Annotated in this window: 27 protein-coding genes; 17 read left to right on the forward strand and 10 right to left on the reverse strand. The window is 68.2% G+C overall.

Features of this window, described 5'->3' with window-relative positions:
* The first annotated feature begins 148 nt into the window (after positions 1 to 148).
* Genes manT through mmpH form a run of 3 tightly spaced genes read left to right on the forward strand, consistent with a single transcriptional unit; the run spans position 149 to position 3,160 of the window.
* The gene (gene manT / locus H7I57_RS22245) at positions 149 to 1,384 is read left to right on the forward strand and encodes an MMP alpha-(1->4)-mannosyltransferase (RefSeq protein ID WP_264026093.1); all 1,236 of its coding nucleotides are present in this window, start codon (positions 149 to 151) and stop codon (positions 1,382 to 1,384) included.
* Positions 1,378 to 2,103: a class I SAM-dependent methyltransferase gene (locus H7I57_RS22250; RefSeq protein WP_264026095.1), complete on the forward strand. Its 726-nt coding sequence runs from the start codon at positions 1,378 to 1,380 to the stop codon at positions 2,101 to 2,103. The genes manT and H7I57_RS22250 overlap by 7 nt, the downstream gene beginning before the upstream one ends.
* On the forward strand, positions 2,096 to 3,160 hold the full coding sequence (gene mmpH, locus H7I57_RS22255) for an MMP endo-(1,4)-3-O-methyl-alpha-D-mannosidase (protein ID WP_264026097.1): 1,065 nt from the start codon (positions 2,096 to 2,098) through the stop codon (positions 3,158 to 3,160). The genes H7I57_RS22250 and mmpH overlap by 8 nt, the downstream gene beginning before the upstream one ends.
* On the opposite strand, the gene H7I57_RS22260 is transcribed toward mmpH, so the two are convergent.
* Positions 3,157 to 3,858 carry a class I SAM-dependent methyltransferase gene (locus H7I57_RS22260; protein WP_264026170.1) on the reverse strand — a complete coding sequence of 234 codons (702 nt, stop codon included), beginning with the start codon at positions 3,856 to 3,858 and terminating at the stop codon, positions 3,157 to 3,159. The genes mmpH and H7I57_RS22260 overlap by 4 nt on opposite strands.
* Positions 3,859 to 3,939: 81 nt before the next feature.
* On the opposite strand from H7I57_RS22260, the gene H7I57_RS22265 reads away from it, so the two are divergent.
* Positions 3,940 to 4,509 carry a TetR/AcrR family transcriptional regulator gene (locus H7I57_RS22265; protein WP_264026099.1) on the forward strand — a complete coding sequence of 190 codons (570 nt, stop codon included), beginning with the start codon at positions 3,940 to 3,942 and terminating at the stop codon, positions 4,507 to 4,509.
* 3 nt (positions 4,510 to 4,512) lie between these two features.
* Here the strand turns inward: H7I57_RS22265 and H7I57_RS22270 are convergent, their stop codons facing one another.
* A complete protein-coding gene (locus tag H7I57_RS22270) occupies positions 4,513 to 5,094 on the reverse strand; it encodes a TetR/AcrR family transcriptional regulator (protein ID WP_264026100.1) in 582 nt (193 codons plus the stop codon).
* Between the two features lie 109 nt (positions 5,095 to 5,203).
* On the opposite strand from H7I57_RS22270, the gene H7I57_RS22275 reads away from it, so the two are divergent.
* Positions 5,204 to 6,565: a cytochrome P450 gene (locus tag H7I57_RS22275; protein ID WP_264026101.1), complete on the forward strand. Its 1,362-nt coding sequence runs from the start codon at positions 5,204 to 5,206 to the stop codon at positions 6,563 to 6,565.
* Here H7I57_RS22275 and msrA read toward each other — a convergent pair whose 3' ends face one another.
* The gene (msrA, locus tag H7I57_RS22280) at positions 6,566 to 7,075 is read right to left on the reverse strand and encodes a peptide-methionine (S)-S-oxide reductase MsrA (RefSeq protein ID WP_264026102.1); all 510 of its coding nucleotides are present in this window, start codon (positions 7,073 to 7,075) and stop codon (positions 6,566 to 6,568) included.
* Positions 7,072 to 7,527 (reverse strand): peptide-methionine (R)-S-oxide reductase MsrB, encoded by a 456-nt coding sequence (msrB, locus tag H7I57_RS22285; protein WP_264026103.1) that lies wholly within the window; start codon positions 7,525 to 7,527, stop codon positions 7,072 to 7,074. Before msrB ends, msrA begins: the two co-directional genes overlap by 4 nt.
* Before the next feature lie 71 nt (positions 7,528 to 7,598).
* On the opposite strand from msrB, the gene H7I57_RS22290 reads away from it, so the two are divergent.
* The 3 genes from H7I57_RS22290 to H7I57_RS22300 are packed head-to-tail and all read left to right on the forward strand — an operon-like array spanning position 7,599 to position 9,320.
* Positions 7,599 to 7,730, forward strand: coding sequence for a hypothetical protein (locus H7I57_RS22290; RefSeq protein ID WP_264026104.1), 132 nt, complete (start codon positions 7,599 to 7,601; stop codon positions 7,728 to 7,730).
* Between the two features lie 43 nt (positions 7,731 to 7,773).
* On the forward strand, positions 7,774 to 8,280 hold the full coding sequence (locus H7I57_RS22295; protein WP_264026105.1) for a nuclear transport factor 2 family protein: 507 nt from the start codon (positions 7,774 to 7,776) through the stop codon (positions 8,278 to 8,280).
* A complete protein-coding gene (locus tag H7I57_RS22300; RefSeq protein ID WP_443678339.1) occupies positions 8,277 to 9,320 on the forward strand; it encodes an NAD-dependent epimerase/dehydratase family protein in 1,044 nt (347 codons plus the stop codon). The genes H7I57_RS22295 and H7I57_RS22300 overlap by 4 nt, the downstream gene beginning before the upstream one ends.
* Before the next feature lie 134 nt (positions 9,321 to 9,454).
* Here H7I57_RS22300 and H7I57_RS22305 read toward each other — a convergent pair whose 3' ends face one another.
* Positions 9,455 to 10,114: an enoyl-CoA hydratase-related protein gene (locus H7I57_RS22305; protein ID WP_264026107.1), complete on the reverse strand. Its 660-nt coding sequence runs from the start codon at positions 10,112 to 10,114 to the stop codon at positions 9,455 to 9,457.
* Positions 10,115 to 10,146: 32 nt separating this feature from the next.
* On the opposite strand from H7I57_RS22305, the gene H7I57_RS22310 reads away from it, so the two are divergent.
* Positions 10,147 to 11,529 (forward strand): NAD(P)/FAD-dependent oxidoreductase, encoded by a 1,383-nt coding sequence (locus H7I57_RS22310; RefSeq protein ID WP_264026108.1) that lies wholly within the window; start codon positions 10,147 to 10,149, stop codon positions 11,527 to 11,529.
* A gap of 17 nt (positions 11,530 to 11,546) precedes the next feature.
* On the opposite strand, the gene H7I57_RS22315 is transcribed toward H7I57_RS22310, so the two are convergent.
* Complete coding sequence (locus H7I57_RS22315) at positions 11,547 to 12,032, reverse strand: SRPBCC family protein (protein ID WP_264026109.1); 486 nt, start codon at positions 12,030 to 12,032, stop codon at positions 11,547 to 11,549.
* Between the two features lie 40 nt (positions 12,033 to 12,072).
* Between H7I57_RS22315 and H7I57_RS22320 the strand changes: the two genes are divergently transcribed.
* The 3 genes from H7I57_RS22320 (at position 12,073) to H7I57_RS22330 (ending at position 13,992) form a co-directional block, all read left to right on the forward strand.
* Positions 12,073 to 12,453, forward strand: a complete 381-nt coding sequence (locus H7I57_RS22320) for a DUF427 domain-containing protein (RefSeq protein ID WP_264026110.1) — start codon at positions 12,073 to 12,075, stop codon at positions 12,451 to 12,453.
* Between the two features lie 9 nt (positions 12,454 to 12,462).
* The gene (locus tag H7I57_RS22325; RefSeq protein WP_264026111.1) at positions 12,463 to 13,374 is read left to right on the forward strand and encodes a DNA-3-methyladenine glycosylase family protein; all 912 of its coding nucleotides are present in this window, start codon (positions 12,463 to 12,465) and stop codon (positions 13,372 to 13,374) included.
* Positions 13,375 to 13,443: 69 nt separating this feature from the next.
* Positions 13,444 to 13,992, forward strand: a complete 549-nt coding sequence (locus tag H7I57_RS22330) for a Dps family protein (protein WP_264026112.1) — start codon at positions 13,444 to 13,446, stop codon at positions 13,990 to 13,992.
* On the opposite strand, the gene H7I57_RS22335 is transcribed toward H7I57_RS22330, so the two are convergent.
* Positions 13,989 to 14,132: a hypothetical protein gene (locus H7I57_RS22335; protein WP_264026113.1), complete on the reverse strand. Its 144-nt coding sequence runs from the start codon at positions 14,130 to 14,132 to the stop codon at positions 13,989 to 13,991. The genes H7I57_RS22330 and H7I57_RS22335 overlap by 4 nt on opposite strands.
* 12 nt (positions 14,133 to 14,144) lie before the next feature.
* On the opposite strand from H7I57_RS22335, the gene H7I57_RS22340 reads away from it, so the two are divergent.
* The 3 genes from H7I57_RS22340 (at position 14,145) to H7I57_RS22350 (ending at position 20,976) form a co-directional block, all read left to right on the forward strand.
* Positions 14,145 to 14,267: a hypothetical protein gene (locus H7I57_RS22340; RefSeq protein ID WP_264026114.1), complete on the forward strand. Its 123-nt coding sequence runs from the start codon at positions 14,145 to 14,147 to the stop codon at positions 14,265 to 14,267.
* A 642-nt stretch (positions 14,268 to 14,909) separates the two neighbouring features.
* Positions 14,910 to 19,517 (forward strand): glutamate synthase large subunit, encoded by a 4,608-nt coding sequence (gene gltB / locus H7I57_RS22345; protein ID WP_264026115.1) that lies wholly within the window; start codon positions 14,910 to 14,912, stop codon positions 19,515 to 19,517.
* A complete protein-coding gene (locus H7I57_RS22350; protein WP_264026118.1) occupies positions 19,510 to 20,976 on the forward strand; it encodes a glutamate synthase subunit beta in 1,467 nt (488 codons plus the stop codon). The genes gltB and H7I57_RS22350 overlap by 8 nt, the downstream gene beginning before the upstream one ends.
* Positions 20,977 to 21,479: 503 nt before the next feature.
* Here H7I57_RS22350 and H7I57_RS22355 read toward each other — a convergent pair.
* Positions 21,480 to 22,337, reverse strand: coding sequence for an LLM class F420-dependent oxidoreductase (locus H7I57_RS22355; protein WP_264026119.1), 858 nt, complete (start codon positions 22,335 to 22,337; stop codon positions 21,480 to 21,482).
* A 71-nt stretch (positions 22,338 to 22,408) separates the two neighbouring features.
* Here H7I57_RS22355 and H7I57_RS22360 point away from each other — a divergent pair, with 71 nt between their 5' ends.
* The gene (locus H7I57_RS22360; protein ID WP_264026121.1) at positions 22,409 to 22,981 is read left to right on the forward strand and encodes a TIGR03086 family metal-binding protein; all 573 of its coding nucleotides are present in this window, start codon (positions 22,409 to 22,411) and stop codon (positions 22,979 to 22,981) included.
* Between the two features lie 2 nt (positions 22,982 to 22,983).
* Here H7I57_RS22360 and H7I57_RS22365 read toward each other — a convergent pair whose 3' ends face one another.
* On the reverse strand, positions 22,984 to 24,630 hold the full coding sequence (locus H7I57_RS22365; protein ID WP_264026122.1) for a SulP family inorganic anion transporter: 1,647 nt from the start codon (positions 24,628 to 24,630) through the stop codon (positions 22,984 to 22,986).
* A complete protein-coding gene (locus H7I57_RS22370; RefSeq protein ID WP_264026123.1) occupies positions 24,627 to 25,001 on the reverse strand; it encodes an ArsR/SmtB family transcription factor in 375 nt (124 codons plus the stop codon). The genes H7I57_RS22365 and H7I57_RS22370 overlap by 4 nt, the downstream gene beginning before the upstream one ends.
* Before the next feature lie 113 nt (positions 25,002 to 25,114).
* Between H7I57_RS22370 and H7I57_RS22375 the strand changes: the two genes are divergently transcribed.
* A complete protein-coding gene (locus tag H7I57_RS22375) occupies positions 25,115 to 26,119 on the forward strand; it encodes a PHP domain-containing protein (protein ID WP_264026124.1) in 1,005 nt (334 codons plus the stop codon).

Below are 26,119 nucleotides of genomic sequence, written 5' to 3' on the forward strand. Positions count from 1 at the left end.
CGTTGCGTCAGCTAGCACGTCAAACTATAGTCTGGACACATGTCCAGGAGGGTTCGGATTACTTGCGTCAAACGATTCGGCCAGCTCAGGGCGTTTACCGCTCCTGGACCGCAGCGCTCACGCGCCGCGCAGGGTATGTGAGCTGAGCATGCGTATTGCCTTGCTGTCCTACCGGAGCAAGACCCACTGCGGTGGTCAGGGCGTCTACGTGCGGCACCTGAGCCGCGGGCTCGTCGAGCTCGGTCACGATGTCGAGCTCTTCTCCGGGCAGCCCTACCCCGAGGGCCTCGACCCGCGGGTGCGCCTGACCAAGGTGCCCAGCCTGGACCTCTACCGCGAGCCGGATCCGTTCCGTGTCCCGATGCCCAACGAGATCAAGACGCGCATCGACCTGCTCGAGCTCCTCGCCACCTGGACCGCGGCATTCCCGGAGCCCAAGACCTTCAGCCTGCGCGCCGCGCGCCTGCTGGCCGAGCGCCGTGACGACTTCGACGTCGTGCACGACAACCAGTGCCTCGGCACCGGGCTTTTGTCGATCGCGGCGACGGGAATGCCGGTCGTCGCCACCGTGCACCACCCGATCACGCGGGACCGGGTGCTCGACGTGGCGGCCGCCAAGTGGTGGCGCAAGCCGCTGGTGCGCCGGTGGTACGGCTTCGCCGAGATGCAGAAGACCGTGGCACGTCAGATCCCCGAGTTGGTCACCGTCTCGTCGACGTCGGCTGCCGACATCGCCGAGGACTTCGCCGTCAGTGCCGACCAACTCCACGTAGTGCCTCTCGGCGTGGACACCCAGCTGTTCCAGCCGGCGCAGCACCGTGTCCGCAACCGCATCATCGCCATCGCCAGCGCCGACGTGCCGCTCAAGGGCGTCAGCCATCTGCTGCACGCGGTCGCCCGGCTGCGGGTCGAGCGTGACCTCGAACTGCAGCTGGTGGCCAAGCTGGAGCCGAACGGGCCGACCGAGAAGCTCATCGCCGAGCTGGGCATCTCCGACATCGTGCACAGCTCCAGCGGGCTCAGCGACTCCGAGCTGGCCGACCTGCTGGCCTCGGCTGAGGTCGCCTGTATCCCTTCGCTTTACGAAGGCTTCTCGCTGCCGGCCGTGGAGGCGATGGCCAGCGGCACCCCGATCGTCGCGAGCCGTGCCGGTGCGCTGCCCGAGGTGGTCGGAGCCGACGGGGAATGCGCCAGGCTGGTCAGACCCGCCGACGTGGACGAACTGACGAAAGTACTCGGCGAGTTGCTCGACTCGCCGATGGAACTGCGCAGGCTCGGCGACAACGGACGGCGCCGCGCGCTCGAGGTGTTCAGCTGGGAATCCGTTGCCGCGCAGACCGTTGCCGTCTACGAGCGGGCCTGCGAAAGGGTTGGGACATGCTGACCGTTGACTTCGACCGGCTGGGGGTTCGCGCCGGGAGCAAGGTGATCGACGTCGGTTGTGGCGCGGGCCGCCACACCTTCGAGGCGTTCCGGCGCGGGGCCGACGTCGTCGGATTCGACCAGAGCGCATCCGACCTCAACGACGTCGACGAGATCCTGCAGGCGATGAAGGACGAGGGTGAGGCTCCCGCCTCGGCCAAGGGTGAAGTGGTCAAGGGCGACGCCCTCGATCTTCCCTACGATGACAGCACCTTCGACTGTGTCATCGCCTCCGAGATCCTCGAGCACGTCCCCAACGATGATCAGGCGATCGTGCAATTGGTGCGGGTTCTCAAACCCGGTGGCGCCCTGGCCATCACGGTGCCGCGCTGGCTTCCGGAGCGGATCTGCTGGGCGCTGTCGGATGAATATCACGCCAACGAGGGTGGGCACATCCGCATCTACCGCGCCGACGAACTGCGCGACAAGGTTCTCGCGCACGGGCTGCAGCTGACCCACACCCACCACGCGCACGCCCTGCACTCACCGTACTGGTGGCTCAAATGCGCTGTCGGCACCGAGAAGTCGGGACATCCGGCGGTGGCCGCCTACCACAAGCTGCTGGTGTGGGACATGATGAGCCGACCCTGGCTGACGCGCGTCGCGGAGTCGGCGCTGAACCCGCTGATCGGAAAGAGCGTCGCACTCTACTTCCGCAAGCCGGGTGGCGCCGATGCATGAGATCCCCGGCGTGCCCGGTGTGTTCACCGCTGCCCAGTGCCTGCAGACCGCCGAGTCGATCGCCGCGACGCAGGAGCCGACGGGGGCCATTCCCTGGTCGGTAGGTGGCCACACCGACCCCTGGGATCACGTCGAGAACGCGATGGCGCTGACCGCGGCGGGCCTGCTCGAACCGGCGCGGGCCGCGTTCGAATGGTCACGAAGGACGCAGCGCCCGGACGGCACGTGGCCGATCCAGCTGCGCGACGGCGTTGTCGAAGACCCGAACAGCGACAGCAACTTCTGCGCCTACATCGCCACCGGCGTGTGGCACCATGTCCTGGTCACCGACGACCGGCGCTTCGCCGAGGCGATGTGGCCGGTGGTGGCCAAGGCCATCGACTTCGTCCTCGAACTACAGTTCAGCACAGGTGAAATAGCCTGGGCCAGAAGTTCTTCCGGCATCGCCGAGGAAGCGCTGCTGACCGGTTGCGCCAGTATCCACCACAGCATCCGGTGTGCGTTGGCGCTCGCCGACTACCTCGACGCCCCGCAGCCGGAGTGGGAGGTCGCGGTCGGCCGCCTCGGCCACGCGATCGCGCATCACCCCGAGGCGTTCGTCACCAAGGACCGGTGGTCGATGGAGTGGTACTACCCGGTGCTCGGCGGGGCGTTGCGCGGGCCGAGGGCCCGGGCGCGCATCGACGAACGCTGGGACGACTTCGTCGTCCCGGGTCTGGGCATCCGCTGTGTCGATGACCGCCCGTGGGTCACCGGCGCCGAAACCTGCGAGCTGGTAATGGCTTTGGAGGCCATCAACGACCTGGAGCGGGCCCACGAACAGTTCGAGGCGATGCATCACCTTCGCGAGGACGACGGCTCCTACTGGACCGGCCTGGTGTACGCCGACGGCAAGCGCTGGCCGGTGGAGCGCACCACGTGGACAGGTGGTGCGGTGATCCTCGCCGCCGACGCCCTGTCCTCGACGACACCGGGCAGCGCCATCTTCCGCGGCGAGGACCTGCCCAGAGGTCTCGAGGGCGCGTACGACTGCGAGTGCGCGACGAGCGACCGCTAACCGCCGCTCAGCGTGCCTGCCTGTCCGGACACGCGCTCGAGCACCCGCATCGAACCGGTCGCCCGGACCTCGCGGAAATCACCGCTGTCCAGCGCTCGTCGGTAGATGTGGAACGGCGCCTGGCCGCCGTCCGCCGGATCGGGAAACACGTCGTGGATCACGAGGGCACCGCCGACGTCGACCCATCGGGCCCAGCCGTCGAAGTCGCGATTGGCCGCCTCCTCGGTGTGCCCACCGTCGATGAACAAGAACCGCAACGGTGTTCGCCAGCCGCGGGCCACCACCGGTGACCGGCCGACGATGGCGACGACGTGATCGTCGACCCCGGCGGCGTCCAGCGTGTGCCGCAGCGCCGGCAGCGTGTCGAACAGGCCGGTGACCGGGTCGACCATCGTCGTGTCGTGGTACTCCCAGCCAGGCTGGTGTTCCTCCGAACCGTGGTGGTGGTCGATCGTGTAGACGAGTCCGCCGGTCTCCTGGGCGGCGGCGCCGAGCATCACCGTCGACTTGCCGCAGTACGTGCCGATCTCGACGCCGATGCCCTCGCCGAGATAGTCCACGGCGGTGTCGTATAGCACCCGGCCCTCGTCGGCCGGCATGAAGCCGGTGACCCCTTCGGCGAGTTCGAACAGGGCGGCGGCGGCCGGTGGCAGCGCGGTGTCGGCATCGGATGGACGGCTCGCCGTCGTGTCGTTCATCGTGCCCAACTTACCGTTGCCGGCCTTGGGGCCGTCTTGGTGCCTGGCGGCACCGGGTGAGTTGTAGTAGCGTCCGGACATGTGTCCGATCCGGCTCTGGAGTCGACTCGGCGCCGACTGACGGCCAGACAGGCCGACACCGTGGACCGGTTGGGCCGCGCCGCGGTCGATCTGCTCACGCGCGAGGGGTTCACCGGGCTGACCGTGCGGCGGGTGGCCGCGGAGGCCGGTGTGGGGGCGGCGACGGCGTACACGTACTTCTCCTCGAAAGAGCACCTTGTCGCCGAGGTCTTCTGGCGACGCCTCGCCGGTTCGCCGCGGACCACGCACGAGACCGGCGATCCGGCCGCCAAGGTGATCGAGGTGCTCGGGCACATCTCACTTCTCGTTGCCGACGAACCCGAGTTCGCCGGCGCGGTGACCACCGCACTCCTGGGCAAGGACCCGGACGTCGAGGTGCTCAGACTTCGCATCGGTCGCGACATCCGCGATCGGCTCTCCGACGCGCTGGGCCCCGACACCGATCCGGATGTGATCGATTCTCTGGAGATGCTCTACTCGGGCGCCCTGGTGCGGGCCGGAATGGGATACGCGTCGTACCGGGAGATCGCGGACAGGCTGGAGAAGTCGGCGCGGCTGATGCTGGGCTGACGCTCAGTGAGGCCCGAGTATCGCCGTCGCGGCCGCCACCGCCGGTTCCGCGATGCGGCGCACGTCGCCCCCGTCCTCGACGAGAAGCGCTGTGAGTTCCCGCAATCCGCCGAGCAGGATCAGGGCCATCGGCGGTGAGATCGGGGTCAGGTCAGCCCGGCGGAAGCCCGCGCTGTCGGTGAGGGTGACCAGCATGTCGGTCAGGTGATCCATGGCCAGCCGGTGCAGCGGCCGGGCCACGGCCCCCAGCGCGGGCGCCTCCCGGATCCAGGCGAGGGTGACCGCCGGTCGCGCCCCGATGTGCGCGACGTACGCGCTGACCGCCTGCCGGATCTGCTGACGCCACTCGGCCTCCGGGTCGACGCCGGCCTGGATGGACGCGATCAGGTCCTCGTTGTTCCGGCGGAGCAACTCGATCAGGCACTCTTCCTTGCTGGCGAACTGCTCGTAGAACGTGCGCTTGGAGGTCCGGGCGTGGCGCACGATGTCGGCGACGGTGGTCTCGCGATAGCCGCGCTCCCCGATCGAGGAGGCCAGGCCGTCGAGCAGGCGGTCGGCCACGGCTGCCAGCACGGGAGCAGTCACCTGACCGTCACCTCCCAACACACCCTTGCATCGTCCTGGTACCAAGCGGTACCGTACCGGACATGACCACGGTACACCGCAGTACCACGCGATCGAGCGGGGATGTCCGATGACCGAAGCAACGATCACCACGCAGCCCTCGACCCCTCCCGCCGTCACGCCGGCACTGCCGGTGCGGCTGCCGCCCACCCCACCCATCCCGAGGTTCCTGCAGGGCCTGGGCTTCTCGTTCTCGCGGAAGTGGACGATCTCCCAGATCGCGCGCCGCTACGGCGACATCTTCACCATGCGAATCCCCGTGTTCGGCCGCACCGTGATCGTCACCGAGCCGGCGCTGGCCAAGCAGGTGTTCATGGCCAACACCGACGACGTCGGAAACATCCTGCCCAACCTGTCGCGAGTGCTCGGTTCGGGTTCGGTGTTCGCCCTCGACGGCACCGACCATCGCCTGCGCCGCAAGTTGCTGACGCCGCCGCTGCACGGCAAGAGCATCAAGAACTACGAGAGCATCTTCGAGGAGGAGACGCTGCGGGAGGCGGCGAGCTGGCCGGAGGGTCAACCGTTCGAAACCCTCGAGCCGATGATGCGCATCACGTTGAACGCGATCCTGCGTGCCGTGTTCGGCGCCGACGGCGCACATCTCGACGAGTTGCGCCGCATCATCCCGCCGTGGGTCACCCTCGGTTCGCGGCTCGCCGTCCTGCCGATGCCCTCCCGGACCTATGGCCCGTTCAGCCCGTGGGGCCGGCTGGCGGCCTACCGCCGGCAGTACGACGAGGTGATCGGCCGCCTCATCGACGCGGTGGCGGCAGACCCGAACCTCGACGCCCGCGACGACGTCCTCGCGCTGCTGCTGCGCAGCACCTACGAGGACGGGTCGACGATGTCGCGCCAGGACGTCGGCGACGAACTGCTCACGCTGCTGGCCGCGGGACACGAGACCACCGCCGCCACGATGGGCTGGGCGTTCGAGCGCATCAGCCGCCACCCGGACGTTCTCGCCAAGCTGGCGGCGGAAGCCGACACCGACGGCAACGAGTACCGGCAGGCCGCCATCCTCGAGGTCCAGCGCTCACGCACGATCATCGACTTCGCCGGGCGCCACGTCCACGCGCCGACGTTCGAACTCGGCGAGTGGGTCATCCCGCGGGGCTATTCGATCCTCGTGGCGATATCGCAGATGCACGGGCGTCCGGCGGACTTCCCTGACCCGGAACGGTTCGACCCCGAGCGCTTCATCGGGGAGCGACCGCCGACGTTCGCCCACATCCCCTTCGGGGGCGGCACGCGCCGCTGCGTCGGCGCCACCTTCGCCAACGTCGAGATGGATGTCGTGCTGCGAACAGTGCTGCGGCACTTCATGATCGAGTCGACGACCGCCCCCGGCGAGAAGGCACACTTCCGGGGAGTCGCGCACACGCCGAAGGACGGCGGCCGCATCGTGGTGCACCGCCGCCGGCCCGTCGGGTAGTCAGACCTGCGTGCGCCTGGGCAGCTTCCAGCCCGCGCGCGGGAAATGACACGTGTAGCCGCTGGGGTAGCGCTCCAGGTAGTCCTGGTGCTCCGGCTCGGCCTCCCAGAAGTCGGGTGCCGGGCTCACCGCGGTGACGACCTTGCCGGGCCACAACCCTGACGCGTCGACGTCGGCGATGGTGTCGAGCGCGACCTGGCGCTGCTCGTCGTCGACGTAGAAGATCTCCGAGCGGTAGCTCGTGCCGACATCGTTGCCCTGCCGGTCCTTCGTGGTCGGATCGTGGATCTGGAAGAAGAACTCCAGCAACGCCCGGTAGTCGGTCTGCGCCGGGTCGTACATGATCTCGATCGCCTCCGCATGGCCGGGGTGGTTGCGGTAGGTCGGATGGTCGTTCTTACCGCCGGTGTAGCCCACCCGGGTCGACACGACACCCGGCTGCTTCCGGATCAGGTCCTGCATACCCCAGAAACAGCCGCCGGCCAGAACCGCACGCTTGTGGTCGCTCACGCATCCTCCTCAGTGAAAAGCCTCTTGTACTCTGCATACCCCTGCGACTCGAGGTCGTCGAGGTGGATGAACCGCAACGCCGCGGAATTGATGCAGTAGCGCAGTCCGCCCTCGGCGCGCGGACCGTCCTTGAAGACATGGCCGAGGTGGCTGTCGCCGTGTGCGGACCGCACCTCGGTGCGAAGCATCAGGTGCGAGAAGTCCCGCTTCTCGAGAATGTTTGTTACTTCGATCGGTCTGGTGAAGCTCGGCCAGCCGCTTCCGCTCTCGAACTTGTCGACCGACGCGAAGAGCGGTTCCCCCGAGACCACGTCGACGTAGATGCCGGGCTCGTGGTTGTCCCAGTACTCGCCGGTGAACGGCCGCTCGGTGCCGTTGCGCTGGGTCACGTGGTACTGCTCTGGCGACAGTGCGTCGACGGCCGCGGGATTCCTGTTGTATCGCTGCGTCATAGTTGCCCGTATAACCCCGTGGGCTGAGGTTTTAGTCCGTCTGGCGGGTACCCACGGCTAGGCTTCGCGGCATGCGTGTGCCTGCAGCGGTGATGGTGGCGTGCGCCGCGGATCGGGCGTGCATCATGATCGCGCTGTTCGCCGGTCTCGACGTCCCGCTGCAGAACCCCCTCGGCGCCCGGCGGGTCCTGAGCGTCACCTGACCCGCCTCGACAAGCCCGGGTAGAACGTGTTCTATTTCCAGGTGTGACCGCCAACACTTTCACCCGCGACGAGCTGGCAGAGGCATTCGCCGAGTTCGAGAGGACAGTCGACCGTGCGGCGCAGACGCGGGACTGGGATCCCTGGGTTGACCAGTACACCGACGACGTCCTCTACATCGAGCACGCCGCGGGCACGATGCACGGCCGCGAGGAGGTGCGGCCCTGGATCTGGAAGACGATGGAGACCTTCCCCGGCAGCTACATGACGTCGTTCCCGGCGCTGTGGCGGGTGTACGACGAGGCGACCGCGCGCGTCATCTGCGAACTCGACAACCCGATGCGGGACCCGGGTGACGGCACCATCATCAGCGCGACCAACATCTCCATCGTCACCTACGCCGGGGATGGCAAGTGGTGCCGCCAGGAGGACGTCTACAACCCGTTGCGCTTCGTCGCGGCGACGGTGAAGTGGTGCAGGAGGGCACAGGAACTCGGCACCCTGCCCGACGTCGCGGCCGAATGGATGAGCAAGTTCGGTGGCGGCCGGTGACCGGGCCGTCTCCCGTCGCTCCGGTCCTGGTGATCGGCGCCAACGGCTATCTCGGCAGCCACGTGACCCGCCAACTCGTCGCCGCCGGGAAGGATGTGCGGGTGATGGTGCGCGACGGCGCTGTGACTTCCGGCAACACCGTCGGCATCGACGACCTGGCGGTGACGCGGTTCATCGGCGACATCTGGGACGACGAGGTGCTGCGGGCGGCGATGACCGGCTGCGACGTCGTCTACTACTGCGTGGTCGACACCCGCGGCTGGCTGCGGGATCCCACGCCGTTGTTCCGCACGAACGTCGAAGGGACCCGCAACGTCCTCGACGTCGCGGTGGAACCCGCCATCGCGGCAGGGCTGAAGAAGTTCGTCTTCACGAGCAGCTACGTGACCGTCGGGCGGCGCCGCGGCCATGTCGCCACAGAGGACGACGCGATCGTCGACCGGGGCCTGACGCCGTACGTCAGGTCGCGGGTGCAGGCCGAGAACCTCGTGCTGGACTACGCCCGCACCCGCGGACTGCCCGCCGTCACGATGTGCGTGTCCACCACCTACGGCGCAGGCGACTGGGGCCGTACCCCGCACGGGGCGATCATCGCCGGTGCGGCGTTCGGCAAGCTGCCGTTCGTGATGGGCGGGATCGAGCTCGAGGCGGTGGGTGTCGACGACGCGGCGCGCGCCATGGTGCTCGCGGCGGACAAGGGACGTGTCGGGGAGCGCTACCTGATCTCGGAGAAGATGATCTCCAACGCCGATGTGGTGCGGATCGCCGCCGAGGCCGCCGGTGTCGCCGCGCCGACGAAGACGATCCCTCTGGCGCTGTCGTATGCGATGGCGGCGCTGGGAAGCGTCAAGGCCCGGCTGAAAGGCACCGACGAGCGCCTGTCGCTGGGTTCGCTGCGGCTGATGCGAGCCGAGGCACCGGTGGACTGCAGCAAGGCCAAGCGCGAATTAGGTTGGCAGCCAAGACCTGTGGAGGACGCGATCCGCGAAGCCGCCACGTGGTGGGTCGGCCTTCGCGACGCCAAACGCGCGAGCAGGTGAGCGACAGACTCCGCGTCGATCTCCACGGCGCGCCCGCCACGATGCTGGCCACGACTCGGCGGCCTACCGGGTGACGGCGGCGGTGATGAACCGCGTTTCGGCGTCCCGACGATGGCGCAGTACCACCGCTACGCCTACTGACCTCCGGTCAGTTCGGCGATCACCTCGCCGTAGAGTCCGGCCTTGATGGCGCCGAGCACGGGACCGGCCTTGGCGGAACGTTCATCTGCGCGGGCGATGGCGACCTCGAGGATCTCGTCTTCACCGCCGATCGCGGCGGCGATGCCCACATCGTGGGCGTCCTCGCCGCCGTAGCGTCGGGCCGTCGTCATCGCCTCATGGGCCACCGCGATCGGCAGCCGCGACCGGATCAGCGCGCTCATGCCCGGTGTGAACGGAATTCCGAGGTCCACCTCCGGCAGGCAGAAGTAGCCGCGGTCGGAGCGCATCGCGATCAGGTCGTGCGCCAACGCCAGCATTGCTCCCGCGGCGAACGCGTGGCCCTGCACCGCGGCGATCATCGGCGCAGGGAAGCTCAGCACCCGGGCGAACAACGCGTGCACGTCGGCGAGGTTCGTGGGCGCCGAATCGGGATTGGCGGACATGAAGTCCAGGTCGAGCCCGTTGGAGTAGAACTTGCCCGCGCCGGTCGTCACGACCGCTTTCGGGCCTTCTGCCGCCTCCACCTCGTCGAGGGCCGCGCTGATCGCCGACAAGCGGTCGGGGTGGAAGCGGTTCTCGTCGTCACCGAGGGTCAGCACGAAGACAGCGCCATGGCGCTCCAGATTCGTCATTCCGCTATTGGACCACCTGCCACAATCTGTCGGTGTCCATCCACGCTCCGGTCAACGGTCAGGTGTCGCACTGGTTCGACGGGTTGCCGGCCAGTCGGCTGCCGCTGCCCGGCAGCCGGGACGCCGACGTCTGCATCGTCGGGGCCGGGTACACCGGGCTGTGGACCGCCTACTACCTCAAGCGCGCCGACCCCTCGCTGCGCATCGTGGTGCTCGAGGCCCGGTTCGCCGGGTTCGGCGCGTCCGGTCGCAACGGGGGCTGGCTGTCGGGTCTCGTTCCCGGCGACCGTGACCGGATGGCCCGCCGGCACGGCCGCGACAGCGTGGTGGCCTGGCAGCGGGCGCTCAACGACGCCGTCGACGAGGTGATCGGCGTCGCCGCGCGCGAGAACATCGACGCAGGCATCGTCAAGGGCGGCACCCTCGAGGTGGCGCGCAACCCGGCTCAGGCACGGCGGCTGACCGCGGCGATGGAGGCCGAACGGCGCTGGCAGGTCGACGGAATCGAGCCGCTCACCAAAGAAGAGCTGGCCGAACGTATTCGGCTCGACGGTGTCCTCGCGGGCTACCACAACCCCCACTGCGCGCGGATTCAGCCCGCGGTGCTGGCCCGCGCCCTGGCCGCCACCGTCGAACGGCTCGGCGTCGTCCTCTACGAGCGCTCCCCGGTCACCGAGATCACGGCGGGACGGGCCACGACGCCCTCGGGCACGGTGAGCGCCCCGGTCGTGGTGCGCGCCACCGAGGGCTTCACCGCGGCGCTGCCGGGTTTGAAGCGCCGCTGGCTGCCGATGAACAGCTCGATGATCGCCACCGACCCGATCCCCGCAAGCACGTGGGATGCCATCGGGTGGCAGGGCAGGGAAACACTCGGCGACACCGCGCACGGCTTCTTCTACGCCCAGCGCACCGTCGACGACCGGATCGCCATCGGCGGGCGCAGCGTTCCCTACCGGTTCGGTTCCAGGACCGACCGCGACGGGCGGGTGCCCGGACGCACCATCAGCGGCCTGCGCGCGACGTTGCACACCATCCTTCCGCAGGTCGCCGACGTGCCGATCGCCCACGGATGGTGCGGTGTGCTGGCGGTGCCCCGGGACTGGCAGGCGGCGGTGGGCTTCGACGAGGCGACCGGACTGGGCTGGGCGGGTGGGTACGTCGGGCACGGTGTCACCGCCACCAACCTTGCTGCGCGCACGCTCGCCGACCTGATCGGTAACCGAACCACCCCGTTGACGTCCCTGCCGTGGGTCGGTCACCGCTCCCGCGGCTGGGAACCGGAGCCGCTGCGGTGGCTGGGAGTGCGCGGAATGTATCTGGCCTACAAGGCCGCCGACTGGCACGAGGCGCGCGGCAGGTCCGGTACCTCCCCGATCGCGGTCGTGGCGGACAAGATCGCCGGTCGCCCGCACTAGCCGCGTGGCCGGGCTCCTCAGCGCGGCTCGTGCCGACCCTCTGCGCGCTCCTTGAGGCGCTGCAGTGTGAGCCTGATGTGCTCGGTGTTGGCCGCGGTGCGGTCGGTGATGCCGGTGGTCAGCGCCGCGGGTCTCAGAATCCACCGGGGCCGCCGGTCCCAGGTGGACTCGGTGACGGTGCAGCCCCCGCCGGTGGGCTCGATGTCATAGCGCCAGTGGGCGATCGGCACGATCCCGGCCGAGCGGACGTCGAACGCGAACGTCGTGCCCGCCTCGGCGTCGGTCACCGTGCACTTCGTCGTCCACGTGCGGGAGCCGTTGCGGTTGCGCCCGGAGAACACCGCACCGGGTGTGGCGGCGCGGCCTTTGCGCCACTGCATCGTCTCGGTCTCCTCGGCCAGCGATGCCAGCGTCGGCAGGTCGGTGATCAATGCGTACACCGCGGCGGGGTCGGCGGCGATCGTGACGGATGCGCGGGCGTCGGGTGCTGCCGATGGGGCCATACCGGGATGGTATCGGCCGGGGCTGTCGTTGAATGGCGATGTGACCCCACCAGTACGCAAGCCTCTGGAGCCCTCTGAAGCCCATCCCATCACGATCGAACCGACCGGTACCCGCGTCACCGTCCGGATCGGCGGAGCCGTCGTCGCCGAGACGGACGCCGCGTTGACGCTCCGGGAAGCCGACTACCCTGCGGTGCAATACATCCCGTTATCCGACGTGGTCGCGCACCTGGCCACCAGCGAAACCCGGACCTTCTGCCCGTACAAGGGGCACGCGGGCTACTACAACGTGCTGACCCCGGACGGCGACACCGTCGACGACGCGGCGTGGACCTACGCCGAACCGTATCCCGCGGTCGCCGCGATCGCGGGGCACCTTGCGTTCTACCCGGACAAGGCCGACGTCGGCGTCGGCACCTAGGCTGGTTTGGTGCACAGCTCGGCCAGCGTGGTCTTCGACGGACCCGCCAGTCCGGGCCTGACGCTGTCGCCGCTGCGCCGCGGCCGGGCAGACCCGTGCTACCACGACGATGCGGACGGAGCCGTCTGGCGGACCAGCCTGATGCGCAGCGGTCCGGTCACCGCGCGCATCGGTCGGGCAGCGCCCGACACCGTCGACTGCGAAGCGTGGGGTCCCGGCGCGGCCGAGTTCGTCGACACGCTGCCCGCCCTTCTGGGGGTCGACGACGACGCGTCCGCGTTCCGCCCCGCCGAGCCCACGATCGCCGCGGCCCTTCGACGAGTGCCGCATCTGCGGCTCGGCCGCACCGGACGGGTGCTGGAGGCGCTGATCCCCGCGGTGCTCGAGCAGCGGGTCTACGGCTCCGATGCGCGTCGGGCGTGGCGCAGGCTGGTCACCCGATACGGCACGCCGGCGCCGGGCCCCGCGCCCGCTCACCTGCGGGTGCCGCCGACGGCGGAGGCCTGGCGGCGGATTCCGTCCTGGGAGTTCCATCTCGCCAACGTCGATCCCGGCCGCGCCCGCACCGTGGTGGGGTGCGCCCAGCGCGCCGACGCCCTGGAACGGCTGGTGAGCCGCCCCGCCGAGGCCGCACGCGCCGCGATGATGTCGTTGCCCGGGGTGGGGGAGTGGACGGCCGCCGAGACGGCGCAGCGTGCGTTCGGCGACGCCGACGCGCTCTCGGTCGGCGACTACCACCTCGCGAAGATGGTGGGCTGGAGCCTGCTGGGGCACCCGATCGACGACCCCGCGATGGTCGAACTCCTCGCCCCGATGGCCCCGCACCGGCACCGGGCGGTGCGGCTGCTCGAAGCCAGTGGGCTGGCGGTCAATCCGCGTTTCGGACCGCGGGTGCCGATACCTAACCTGGCCGAACTGTGACGTGCTCGACACGTGATTATCGCGCCGCCCACCCGGGTACACGTCGCGGGACAAGCGAAGGAGCCATCAATGACCTCATACACCGTGCCCGGAATGTCCAGCAAGGAAGGAACCGAGACGGCCGGGCTGCTGCAGAAAGCGCTCAGCAGGTACAACGATCTGCATCTGACACTCAAGCACGTGCACTGGAATGTTGTGGGCCCCAACTTCATCGGCGTCCACGAGATGATCGACCCGCAGGTCGAACTGGTCCGTGGCTACGCCGATGACGTCGCCGAGCGCATCGCGGCTCTCGGTGGCTCGCCGCTGGGTACGCCCGGCGCCATCATCAACGACCGCACCTGGGACGACTACTCAGTCGACCGCGACACCGTGCAGGCGCACCTGGCCGCGCTGAACCTGGTCTACGTCGGTGTCATCGAGGACACTCGCAAGAGCATCGAACGCCTCGGCGATCTCGACCCGGTCTCCGAGGACATGCTGATCGGTCACGCCGGCGAGCTGGAGAAGTTCCAGTGGTTCGTGCGTGCGCACCTGGAGAACGCGGGCGGTCAGCTCGTCACCGAGGGCGCCAACACCGAGAAGTCCGCCGCGAGCAAGGCCAAGAAGAAGTCCTAGCGCCGTTGCCGGGGGATCAGCGATAGGCAGTTGACCCGCAGCGAGGCGGTGCGGAAGTGCGCGGCGCCCACACTGGTGAGCTCGCACAACCCCAGCGCCGCGCGGCTCTTGCCGCCCAGCGGACGCGACCCCCCGATCACCGGTTCGTCGTGATGGGACGCGATGACGTCCGCAGCGTCCGGCGCGACCTCCAGGGACAGTTCGCCGGAGACCGTCCACTCACCACCGCGGTGGTTTCGATCCCGAAGCGGCCCAGCGGTGTGTTCAACGGGTAGGGCACCCTGCAGCCTGACGGCAGGCGACGCTGCCAGATACCCCCGGTAGGTATCGACCCCGACCGAGGGACTCCGACGGGCTCACCGATTGTTCCCCTCGGCGTGTGAGGCCAGCCTCGGCGGTCGAATCCGTTGGCGGCGAACGGTTTACGGTGATGTGCTGCCGCCGCGGTTCGACCGGCCGCGCCTCGGGGTCCGAAAGGGTGCCCGAGTCGGATTCTAAGAATCCGACTAAGGCTTTTGTGCAAATTCATTCAGAGTTCGTCTTTGCAGTACAGCGCATGAAACAATAGTCGCAGCAAACAAATTGCGGCCCCCCGTCGGAGGTGTGATCTATCCCTCACCCACTCGCCCGAATTGTTAGTTCAGTGAAATAGATACCGCGGCAACGTTATTCGTCTGTGACCTGGGCCCGAGCGCCTCGAGGCCGCAGGTCACCGAGCGAACCTAGTTAGGTAGGACTAAGTTGGCATGTCAGGGGCCCTTTGTCATATCGTTTTCACCACTTGTGGCGAGCGGGAAAAGGGCCGTCGTTCGGTGCTGCACGAAGGTACCCTCCCTCGCCAGACCGCTAATGCTTTCATCGACAGTTGCCGTCCGTCCGGATCCGCGACGGTGTGTGCAAGAAAAAGGTAGGTGGGAATGGCGCCCAGCAGTCAAGGGCTGTACAACCCCGCGTTCGAGCACGATGCGTGCGGCGTGGCAATGGTGGCCGACATGCACGGCCGTCGCAGCCGCGACATCGTCGACAAGGCGATCACCGCGCTGCTGAACCTCGAACACCGGGGCGCCCAGGGCGCTGAGCCGAACACCGGCGACGGCGCGGGCATCCTGCTGCAGGTGCCCGATGAGTATTTCCGGGCAGTCTGCAAAGCGGAGGGCTTCGACCTGCCCGAGCCCGGCAGTTACGCCACCGGCATCGCGTTCCTGCCGCAGTCGTCCAAGGACGCCGCCATCGCGTGCGAGTCGGTCGAGAAGATCGCCGAGGCCGAAGGCCTTCAGGTCCTGGGCTGGCGCGACGTACCCACCGACGAGTCGTCGCTGGGCGCGCTGGCCCGTGACGCGATGCCGACCTTCCGTCAGGTGTTCATCGCAGGCGCCTCGGGGATGGATCTGGAGCGGCGCGCCTACGTAGTGCGCAAACGTGCCGAACACGAACTCGGCACCAAAGGGCCCGGTCAAGACGGCCCCGGCCGCGAGACGGTGTACTTCCCAAGCCTTTCCGGTCAGACCTTCGTCTACAAGGGCATGCTGACCACGCCTCAGCTGCGGGCTTTCTACCTGGACCTGCAGGACGATCGGCTCACCAGCGCGCTGGGCATCGTGCACTCGCGGTTCTCCACCAACACGTTCCCGTCCTGGCCGCTGGCGCACCCCTTCCGCCGGATCGCGCACAACGGCGAGATCAACACCGTCACCGGCAACGAGAACTGGATGCGGGCCCGGGAAGCCCTGATCAAGACCGACGTCTTCGGCGGCGAGGATCTCGACAAGATCGTCCCCGTCTGTACGCCGGGGGCGTCGGACACCGCGCGCTTCGACGAGGTGCTCGAGCTGCTGCACCTCGGCGGCCGCAGCCTCCCGCACGCAGTGCTGATGATGATCCCCGAGGCCTGGGAACGCCACGAATCCATGGACCCGGCCCGTCGGGCCTTTTATCAGTACCACGCGTCGCTGATGGAGCCCTGGGACGGACCGGCGTCGGTGTGCTTCACCGACGGAACCGTCATCGGAGCGGTCCTGGACCGCAACGGACTGCGTCCGTCGCGGATCTGGGTGACCAACGACGGTCTGGTGGTGATGGCGTCGGAGGCCGGCGTGCTCGACCTCGACCCCGCCACCGTCGTCAAGAAGATGCGGCTGCAGCCCGGGCGCATGTTCCTCGTCGACACCGCGCAGGGCCGGATCGTGGCCGACGAGGAGATCAAGGCCGGGCTGGCCGCCGAGCAGCCCTACCGGGAATGGCTCGACGCCGGACTGTTCCACGTCGACGATCTGCCCCCCGGTGACTACGTCCGCATGCCGCACCACCGGGTGGTGGCGCGCCAGCAGGCGTTCGGCTACACCTACGAGGAGCTCAACCTGCTCGTCGCGCCGATGGCGCGCACGGGTGCCGAAGCGCTCGGTTCCATGGGCACCGACACCCCGGTCGCCGTGCTCTCGGCGCGTCCCCGGATGTTCTACGACTACTTCCAGCAGTTGTTCGCCCAGGTGACCAACCCGCCGCTGGACGCGATCCGGGAAGAGGTGGTCACCAGCCTCTCGGGCACCGTCGGCCCGGAGGGTGACCTGCTCAACCCGGGCGCCGAGTCCTGCCGCCAGATCGTGCTGTCCAACCCGATCCTGCGCAACGCCGAGCTCTCCAAGCTGATCTGTGTCGACCCCGATCACGAGATCCGGGGCCACAAGCACGGCATGCGCGCCGCGGTGATCCGCTGTCTGTATCCGGTCAACCGCGGCGGCCAGGGCCTCAAGGAGGCCCTCGACAACGTGCGGGCCAAGGTGTCGGCAGCGATTCGCGACGGCGCACGCATCATCGTGCTGTCCGACCGCGAATCCAACGAGCAGATGGCTCCCATCCCGTCGCTGCTGTCCGTCTCCGCCGTCCACCACCACCTGGTGCGCGAACGCACCCGTACCAAGGTCGGCCTGGTGGTGGAGTCGGGCGATGCCCGCGAGGTGCATCACATGGCGGCCCTGTGCGGCTTCGGCGCCGCGGCCATCAACCCCTACATGGCTTTCGAGTCCATCGAGGACATGGTCGACCGCGGGGTCATCGCAGGCATCTCCAGCGATCAGGCCAAGGCCAACTACGTCAAGGCCGCGGGCAAGGGTGTGCTCAAGGTGATGTCCAAGATGGGCATCTCGACGCTCGCGTCCTACACCGGCGCCCAGCTGTTCCAGGCCATCGGCATCAGCCAGAAGGTGCTCGACGAGTACTTCACCGGCCTGTCGTGCCCGGTCGGCGGCATCGACCTGGACGACATCGCCGACGACGTCGCCGCCCGGCACGCGCTGGCCTACCTGGACCGGCCCGACGAGTGGGCCCACCGCGAGCTCGAGGTCGGCGGCGAGTACCAGTGGCGCCGCGAAGGCGAGTACCACCTGTTCAACCCCGACACGGTGTTCAAGCTCCAGCACTCCACCCGCACCGGGCAGTACTCGATCTTCAAGGAGTACACCTCCCTGGTCGACGACCAGAGCACGCGGATGGCGTCGCTGCGCGGGCTGCTCAAGTTCCGCGAGGGTGAGCGCCCTGCGGTGCCGATCGACGAGGTCGAGCCCGCCAGCGAGATCGTCAAGCGGTTCTCCACCGGCGCGATGAGCTACGGGTCGATCTCCGCCGAAGCGCACGAGACACTCGCGATCGCGATGAACCGCCTCGGCGGCCGGTCGAACTCGGGCGAGGGTGGCGAGTCCGTCGCGCGCTTCGACCGCGACGAGAACGGCGACTGGCGGCGCAGTGCCATCAAGCAGGTGGCCTCCGGCCGGTTCGGCGTGACCAGCCACTACCTGTCCAACTGCACCGACATCCAGATCAAGATGGCCCAGGGCGCCAAACCCGGTGAGGGCGGCCAGCTTCCGGGTCACAAGGTGTACCCGTGGGTGGCCGAGGTGCGTCACTCGACGCCCGGCGTCGGTCTGATCTCACCGCCGCCCCACCACGACATCTACTCGATCGAGGATCTCGCCCAGCTGATCCACGATCTGAAGAACGCCAACCCGCAGGCACGTGTGCACGTGAAGCTGGTCAGCGAGAACGGCGTCGGAACGGTCGCCGCGGGTGTGTCCAAGGCGCACGCCGACGTCGTGCTGATCTCCGGTCATGACGGCGGCACCGGCGCCACTCCGCTCACCTCGCAGAAGCACGCGGGCGCCCCGTGGGAGCTCGGGCTGGCGGAAACCCAACAGACGTTGCTGCTCAACGGCTTGCGCGACCGCATCGTCGTGCAGGTCGACGGCCAGCTCAAGACGGGACGCGACGTCGTCGTCGCCGCCCTGCTCGGCGCCGAGGAGTTCGGTTTCGCGACAGCGCCGTTGGTGGTGGCCGGGTGCATCATGATGCGCGTCTGCCATCTCGACACGTGCCCGGTGGGCGTGGCCACCCAGAACCCCCTGCTGCGGCAGCGGTTCAACGCCAAGCCGGAGTTCGTGGAGAACTTCTTCATGTTCATCGCCGAGGAAGTGCGCGAGCTCATGGCGCAGTTGGGGTTCCGCACCGTCAACGAGATGGTCGGCCAGGTCGGGATGCTGGACACCGCGCGGGCTGCTGAGCACTGGAAGGCGCACAAGCTGGACCTGGCGCCGGTGCTGCACGAACCCGAGTCGGCGTTCATGAACCAGGATCTGTACTGCAGCTCGCGTCAGGACCACGGCCTGGACAAGGCGCTCGATCAGCAGCTGATCGCCCAGTGCCGGGAGGCCCTGGATCACGGCACCCCGGTCAGGTTCTCGACGACGATCACCAACGTCAACCGCACCGTCGGCACGATGCTCGGCCATGAGGTGACGAAAGCCTATGGTGGGCAAGGGCTCCCGGACGGCACCATCGACATCACCTTCGAGGGTTCGGCGGGCAACAGCTTCGGGGCGTTCGTGCCCGGTGGCATCACGCTGCGCGTGTACGGCGACGCCAACGACTACGTCGGCAAGGGCCTGTCCGGCGGGCGGGTCGTGGTCCGGCCGTCCGACGGAGCGCCCGAGGACTATGTGGCCGAGGACAACATCATCGCGGGCAACGTGATCCTGTTCGGCGCCACCAGCGGGCAGATGTTCCTGCGCGGCCAGGTCGGTGAGCGGTTCGCGGTGCGCAACTCCGGCGCACACGCGGTGGTGGAAGGCGTCGGAGACCACGGGTGTGAGTACATGACCGGCGGCAAGGTCGTCATCCTCGGTCCGACCGGGCGCAACTTCGCGGCGGGCATGTCGGGTGGCATCGGCTACGTCTACGACCCCGATGACGTGCTCGCGGACAACCTCAACGCCGAGATGGTCGAGCTCGAAAGGCTCGAAGGCGCGGACTCCGAAGACGCCGTGTGGTTGCACGGCATGATCCAGGCCCACGTGGATGCTACTGATTCGGTTGTGGGCCAACGGATTCTGGCTGATTGGAACAATGAGATGGGTCACTTCAAGAAGGTGATGCCGCGGGATTACAAGCGGGTGCTCGAGGCGATCGCCGAGGCGGAACGCAGCGGCGCGGACGAGAACGGCGTTGCCGAGGCGATCATGGCGGCCGCAAGTGGCTGACCCGCGCGGCTTTCTGAGGAACACCCATCGCGAGACCCCGCCGCGGCGTCCGGTCGATCTGCGCCTGCGCGACTGGAAAGAGGTCTACGAGGACTTCTCCCACGACACGCTCAAGGAGCAGGCAGGTCGCTGCATGGACTGCGGTATTCCGTTCTGTCACAACGGATGTCCGCTCGGTAACCTGATCCCGGAGTGGAACGACCTGGTGCGGACCGGGCGGTGGCGCGACGCCATCGAACGGCTGCACGCGACCAACAACTTCCCGGAATTCACCGGAAGGCTGTGCCCTGCGCCGTGCGAGGGCTCCTGTGTGCTGGGGATCAATCAGGATCCGGTGACCATCAAGCAGGTCGAGGTCGAGATCATCGACAACGCCTTCAGCGAGGGCTGGGTGGTTCCGCTGCCGCCGGACCGGCTGACGGGCAAGACCGTCGCGGTCGTCGGTTCCGGGCCCGCCGGTCTGGCCGCGGCCCAACAGCTGACGCGGGCCGGGCATGCGGTGACGGTGTTCGAGCGGGACGACCGCATCGGAGGATTGCTGCGCTACGGCATCCCGGAGTTCAAGATGGAGAAGCGCCACATCGACCGGCGCCTCGACCAGATGCGCTCCGAAGGCACCGAGTTCCGCACCGGGGTGAACGTCGGCGTCGACATCACAGCGCAGGACCTGCGCAAGGAGTTCGACGCCGTGGTGCTCGCCGGTGGTGCGACCGCACGACGGGACCTGCCGATTCCGGGCCGTGAGCTCGACGGCATCCACCAGGCCATGGAGTACCTGCCGTGGGCCAACCGGGTCCAACTCGGAGACCCGGTGGTCGACGACGACGGTCAGCCGCCGATCACGGCGAAGGGCAAGAAGGTCATCATCATCGGCGGTGGCGACACCGGCGCGGACTGCCTCGGCACCGCCCACCGCCAGGGCGCCGCCAGCGTGCACCAGTTCGAGATCATGCCGCGGCCCCCGGAGACGCGCGCCGACTCGACGCCGTGGCCGACCTACCCGCTCATGTTCCGGGTCACCTCCGCCCACGAAGAGGGCGGGGAACGGGTCTATTCGGTCAACACCGAGCAGTTCCTCGGCGAGGACGGCCGCGTCACCACCCTGCGTGGGCACGAGGTCGAGATGAAGGCAGGCAAATTCGAGAAGATCGACGGAACCGACTTCGAGTTGCCCGCCGATCTGGTGCTCCTCGCCATGGGCTTCACCGGCCCCGAGCGTGAAGGCCTGCTGACCGACCTCGGTGTCGAGATCAACGAGCGCGGGAACGTGTCCCGTGACGCCGCCTTCGCCACGTCGGTGCCCGGTGTGTATGTGGCCGGCGACATGGGCCGCGGTCAGTCCCTGATCGTGTGGGCGATCGCCGAGGGCCGGGCTGCCGCCGCCGCGGTGGACCGTCACCTGATGGGCCGCACGGCGCTGCCGGCACCGATCGAGCCGACAGCCGCGCCGCAGCGATGAGCGCTTGCGCGAAGAGCAGACAGCAGCGGTAGGCCGTTCGGCGCCGAGGTTGCGCAGGGGGTTGTCGTCGCACGCGTCTGACAGCCCTGTGCGCAATCTCACAGTCACGGACCGGTCTCATGACGTCACATCCGTCACTTCAGTCACTTTAAAAACATCCGATCTTTGATCGGCGTGCCTCCTGCAGTTTGCCAGCAGGTGGGTATCTAATGACTCGGTGAGGGCGCTGCGGTAAGGTGGCCCCCCAGTTCAGCTATTGCACACCGCAGGAGTGATCGCCGTGTATATCAACCCGATTTCCCGTTACCGGGTGGGTCGAATGGCCTGGTCATTGTTCCGCCACCCGGTCAAGAGCCGCTGGTTTCCCGAGAAGGCCGAGCGGTTGATCACCGCCGACGAGCTCCTTCGCTACGGCGTCTAGCGAACTCTTCACCGGCCGGTTACCCCGGTTCGGCGGCGTGTGACGCCATGTTTGCCTAACTGTTATGGCATCGTGATGGGTCTCAACCTTTGCTGTTGAGCAATCCTGATGCGGCGATCTCTTGGGCCAGCGGCTCGAGGACTGCTGGGTCATATGGCGGCGGCAGATAGATAATCGCCAGATCCAGTCCCTCGGCGCCCAGGGCGATGGCGTCTTCGATCACCCGGCGATGGTTGTGATCCTCACCCAGTCGGATGTGTGCGGACAGCGTGATCTCCTTCGGATCGCGACCGATATCGGCACAATGCGCGGCCAGCACGTCGCGCTTGCGGGCGAACTCCTCGGGCGGACCGCCGACGAAATTCCAGTGATCGGCGTATTGCGCGGTGATCCGCAGGGTGCGCTTCTCGCCGCTGCCGCCGATACAGAACGGCGGATGGGGTTGTTGCGGTCCCTTGGGCTCGTTGCGGGCGTCCTTGAGTTGATAGAACTTTCCGTCGAAGGTGGTGGTCTCCTGCGAGAGCAGGCCCTTGAGCACCTGGCACGCCTCCTCGAAGCGATCGAACCGCTCCTTGATGCTGCCCAGCTCGATGCCGTAGGCGCCGGACTCCTCTTCGTTCCACCCCGCGCCGATGCCCAGCTCGAGCCGCCCGTTGGACACGATGTCCAGCGCCGAGGCCATGTTGGCGAGCACGGCGGGGTGGCGGTAGTGGATTCCGGTGACGAGCACGCCGACCCGCAGCCTCTGCGTGGCCTGGGCGAGCGCGGTGAGCGTCACCCAGCCCTCGAGGCAGGGCCCGGCGGGGTCGGAGAAGATCGGGTAGAAGTGGTCGAACGTCCAACCGGATTCGAAGACGTCGATGTCGTCGGCGGCCTTCCAAACGGCCAGCATGTCGGACCAGGTGGTGTTCTGCGGTGAGGTTTTGAAGGCGAATCGCACGTCCACCGAGGCTAGTCCGGTTTCCTCGCAGCGCGCGATGAGTTTCTGACCGCCGGCCGGTCGGTACACACATGATCGATCTGGGAGAGTCGTGTCGCCGCACGACCGAGGTGCTGACCAACGTCACCGACGACCAACTCGACGCGGCCACGCCGTGCGCCGACATGTCCCTGCGCGAACTGGTCGCGCATGTCGGGGGCTTGGCGGAGGCATTCGCCGCAGCGGCCCGCAAGGATCTGGGACCGCTGACCGACACGCCGCCCGAGGAGGGCGGTGGTCTGGAGCCGGACTGGCGCACCGCATACCCTGCCGGTCTCGCGGCGTTGGCGCAGGCGTGGCGGCAACCTGACGCCTGGACCGGCATGACTCGAGTCGGCGGCATCGATCTGCCGGGCGAGGTGGCCGGCTCGGTGGCGCTGGCGGAGGTGGTCATCCACGGCTGGGACGTCGCCCGGACGACCGATCAGCCCTACGACGTCGACCCGACCACCGCCGAGGCTTGCCTGACCCATCTCGCGCAGTTCGACGCATCGGGCACCGAGGGCTTGTTCGGACCGGCGGTCGCCGTCCCGGACGACGCACCTGCCATCGATCGCATCATCGGGATGAGCGGGCGTGACCCGCGCTGGACCGGCAGCAGCTGAGCTCAGCCGGGTTGACTGCTCACGTGCGTGCGGGCGTGTTCGATCGCCTCCTCGAGGGTGTCCACGAGATGGTGTTCGTGACGCAGTGATTCGAAGACACCGACGTTGGCCAGCAGCGCGGTGTGTTCGGGTCGGACACCTTTGATGATGACCGTGATGCCCCGGCCCTCGAGCTCGGCGCAGATCTGGGCGAGGGTGTTGGCGCCGGTGGCGTCGAGCATGCCCATCTGTGACATCCGGATGATCACCACCGACGTCCGGTGATGTTCGGCGTCCACGATTGCAGTCGAGATCCGTTCGGCCACACCGAAGAACATGGCGCCGTCCAGGCGGAGCAGGGCGATCTCCTCGTCCCCGGGACGTTGCGGCCCCGGTAACTCCTCGCGAACCACACTGCTGCGCCGGGCGACACTGCGCAACGCGAAGAACGCGGCGACGAGGATGCCGATCTCGACGGCCTCGATCAGGTCGAAGCACACCGTGACGACAGCGGTCAGGACGAACGTCAACGCGTCAGAACGTGTGGAGCGCAGGATCTTGCGGATGGTGGAGCCGGCGATCATCCGGAACGAGGTCACCATCAGCACGCCCGCCAGCGCGGCGAGCGGGATGGCCGCCACGGGCCCGGTCGCCAGATAGACGACACCCAGCAGGACCGCCGAGTGCACGATCGCCGACAGTCGGGTGCGGGCGCCGGATCTGACGTTGACCGCGGTGCGGGCTATCGCGCCGGTGGCGGGCATCCCGCCGAACACCCCCGACGCGACGGACGCAAGCCCCTGACCCACAAGCTCGCGGTCGGGGTCGTATGGGCCGGTGGGCGCCATCGTCGCCGCCACCCGCGCCGACAACAGGGACTCGATCGCGGCCAGCGCAGCGATGGCCAGGGCGGCGCCGATAAGGTCGCTCAGCGCGCCGACGTCGGCGTGCGGAAGAACCGGGGCAGGCAGGTGCGACGGCAGCTCGCCGATGGCGGCGACCGGGATGCCGAGGGTGACGACGAGGACCGTGGCCGCAATGACCGCGGTCAGCGATTCCGGGATGCTGCGGTGCACGCGCGGCAGGACGATCATCAGCAGCGCGACGAATGCCACCACGGCAAGGGTTTTCGCGGCCTGGCTCCAGTCGGCGGTGGTGACGATCCGCCAGGCTGCGGTCAGGGTGCGCTCGCCGGCCGGGCTGGTGGTCCCGAGGGCTGCGGGGACCTGCTGGAGGAAGATGATGGCGGCGATGCCGAGGGTGAAGCCCTCGATCACGGGCCACGGGATGAACGTGACGGCGCGGCCCAACCCGGTGACACCGGCGGCCAGCACGATGAGGCCGGCCAGCACGGTGACGAGGGCCATACTGCCGAGCCCGTGTTGCATCACGATCGGCGCCAGTACGACGGCCATGGCACCCGTCGGGCCAGACACCTGGACGTGGGAGCCACCGAACACCGCGGCGACGAGTCCGGCGATCACCGCGGTGATGAGTCCGGCGGCTGCGCCGACCCCGGAGCTGATGCCGAATGCCAGCGCAAGAGGGAGCGCGACGACGCCGACGGTGACGCCGGCCAGCACGTCGCGACGCCACGATCGGGGCAACTCCGAGTAGTCGCGGCGGCTGGGTAACAGGCGGGCCAGGTTACCTGCCGCAGTGGCGATCATCGGGGCTCCACCGGCGGCAGAGCCTCGATGGCCTTGAGCTGATCACGTTGTGCGCCAAGGGTATCGGCTAGGAATGTGCGGGCGATGACGAGCAGCTCGGAGATCTTGGGGTGGGCCAGTTGGTAGAGAACCGCGTTTCCGACTCGACGGCCGGTCACGACGTGGTGACGCTTGAGCACGGCGAGGTGTTGGGAGAGCAGGGTGGGCTCGATCGCGGTCTGGGCGAGGATCTCGCTCACCGGCGTCGGGCGGCCGCCGGCCGACAGGATCTCCAGGATGCGGATACGAGCCGGGTGGGCCAGCGCCTTGAACAGGTTGGCCTTGATCTCGTAGAGAGGCTTCTCCGGAGCGTCCGGGACGAGTTCGGGCACGAGACACCTTACGGATTGATGGATTGAATGATTTCTCAATCCACTGTAGCGGCCGCCGGCTCGAAATCCCGCGGACTGTGGTGCGGTTAACGATTTTGGGCACACTGGAGGGCATGGACCCGGTCACCGCGCTGCGCCAGATCGCGTACTACAAGGACCGGGCGCGGGAAGACCCCCGCCGGGTGATGGCCTACCGCAACGCCGCCGACGTCGTCGAAGCCCTCACCGACGCGCAGCGGGAGCGCCACGGCGCGGCCAACAGCTGGCAGTCGCTGCCCAAGATCGGGCCGAAGACCGCCAAGGTCATCGCACAGGCGTGGGCGGGCGAAGAACCCGATGCGCTGACGGAGCTGAGGGAGGCCGCCACCGATCTCGGGGGCGGCGAGATTCGCGCCGCGCTGCGCGGTGACCTGCACGTCCACTCCAACTGGTCCGACGGATCGGCGCCGATCGAAGAGATGATGATGGCCGCCCGCGACCTCGGCCACGAGTACTGCGCACTGACCGATCACTCGCCACGGCTGCGGATCGCCAACGGGCTGTCGCCGGAGCGCCTACGTCACCAGCTCGACGTCATCGACGAGCTTCGCGAAAAGGTCTCTCCGATGCGGATTCTCACCGGTATCGAGGTCGACATCCTCGAGGACGGGTCCCTCGACCAGGATCCCGAGTTGCTCGAGCGGCTCGACGTCGTCGTCGCCAGCGTCCACTCCAAGCTCGCGATGGACGCCCCGGCGATGACCCGCCGGATGCTCAAGGCGATCGCCAACCCCCACACCGACGTGCTCGGCCACTGCACCGGCCGGCTCGTCACCGGCGGCCGCGGAGAGCGGCCGGAGTCGAAATTCGACGCCGAGACGGTCTTCACCGCCTGCCGGGACAGCGGCACCGCCGTGGAGATCAACTCCCGGCCGGAACGACGCGATCCACCGACACGGCTGCTCACCCTCGCGATGGACATCGGATGTGTGTTCTCCATCGACACCGACTCCCACGCACCGGGCCAGCTGGAGTTCCTCGGCTACGGCGCCCAGCGGGCGGTGGACAGCGGGCTGGCCGCCGACCGGATCGTCAACACCTGGCCCGCCGACAAGCTGCTCGAATGGGCATCGTCCTGA

Source organism: Mycolicibacterium pyrenivorans, assembly GCF_025821625.1.
Taxonomy (GTDB): domain Bacteria; phylum Actinomycetota; class Actinomycetes; order Mycobacteriales; family Mycobacteriaceae; genus Mycobacterium; species Mycobacterium pyrenivorans.

Coding starts and splice junctions, on each gene's coding strand:
- manT (WP_264026093.1), top strand. CDS start 149: ATGCGTATTGCCTTGCTGTCCTACCGGAGCAAGACCCACTGCGGTGGT.
- H7I57_RS22250 (WP_264026095.1), top strand. CDS start 1,378: ATGCTGACCGTTGACTTCGACCGGCTGGGGGTTCGCGCCGGGAGCAAG.
- mmpH (WP_264026097.1), top strand. CDS start 2,096: ATGCATGAGATCCCCGGCGTGCCCGGTGTGTTCACCGCTGCCCAGTGC.
- H7I57_RS22260 (WP_264026170.1), bottom strand. CDS start 3,858: ATGAACGACACGACGGCGAGCCGTCCATCCGATGCCGACACCGCGCTG.
- H7I57_RS22275 (WP_264026101.1), top strand. CDS start 5,204: ATGACCGAAGCAACGATCACCACGCAGCCCTCGACCCCTCCCGCCGTC.
- msrB (WP_264026103.1), bottom strand. CDS start 7,527: ATGACGCAGCGATACAACAGGAATCCCGCGGCCGTCGACGCACTGTCG.
- H7I57_RS22290 (WP_264026104.1), top strand. CDS start 7,599: ATGCGTGTGCCTGCAGCGGTGATGGTGGCGTGCGCCGCGGATCGGGCG.
- H7I57_RS22305 (WP_264026107.1), bottom strand. CDS start 10,114: ATGACGAATCTGGAGCGCCATGGCGCTGTCTTCGTGCTGACCCTCGGT.
- H7I57_RS22315 (WP_264026109.1), bottom strand. CDS start 12,032: ATGGCCCCATCGGCAGCACCCGACGCCCGCGCATCCGTCACGATCGCC.
- H7I57_RS22330 (WP_264026112.1), top strand. CDS start 13,444: ATGACCTCATACACCGTGCCCGGAATGTCCAGCAAGGAAGGAACCGAG.
- H7I57_RS22340 (WP_264026114.1), top strand. CDS start 14,145: ATGGGACGCGATGACGTCCGCAGCGTCCGGCGCGACCTCCAGGGACAG.
- gltB (WP_264026115.1), top strand. CDS start 14,910: ATGGCGCCCAGCAGTCAAGGGCTGTACAACCCCGCGTTCGAGCACGAT.
- H7I57_RS22360 (WP_264026121.1), top strand. CDS start 22,409: ATGATCGATCTGGGAGAGTCGTGTCGCCGCACGACCGAGGTGCTGACC.
- H7I57_RS22365 (WP_264026122.1), bottom strand. CDS start 24,630: ATGATCGCCACTGCGGCAGGTAACCTGGCCCGCCTGTTACCCAGCCGC.
- H7I57_RS22375 (WP_264026124.1), top strand. CDS start 25,115: ATGGACCCGGTCACCGCGCTGCGCCAGATCGCGTACTACAAGGACCGG.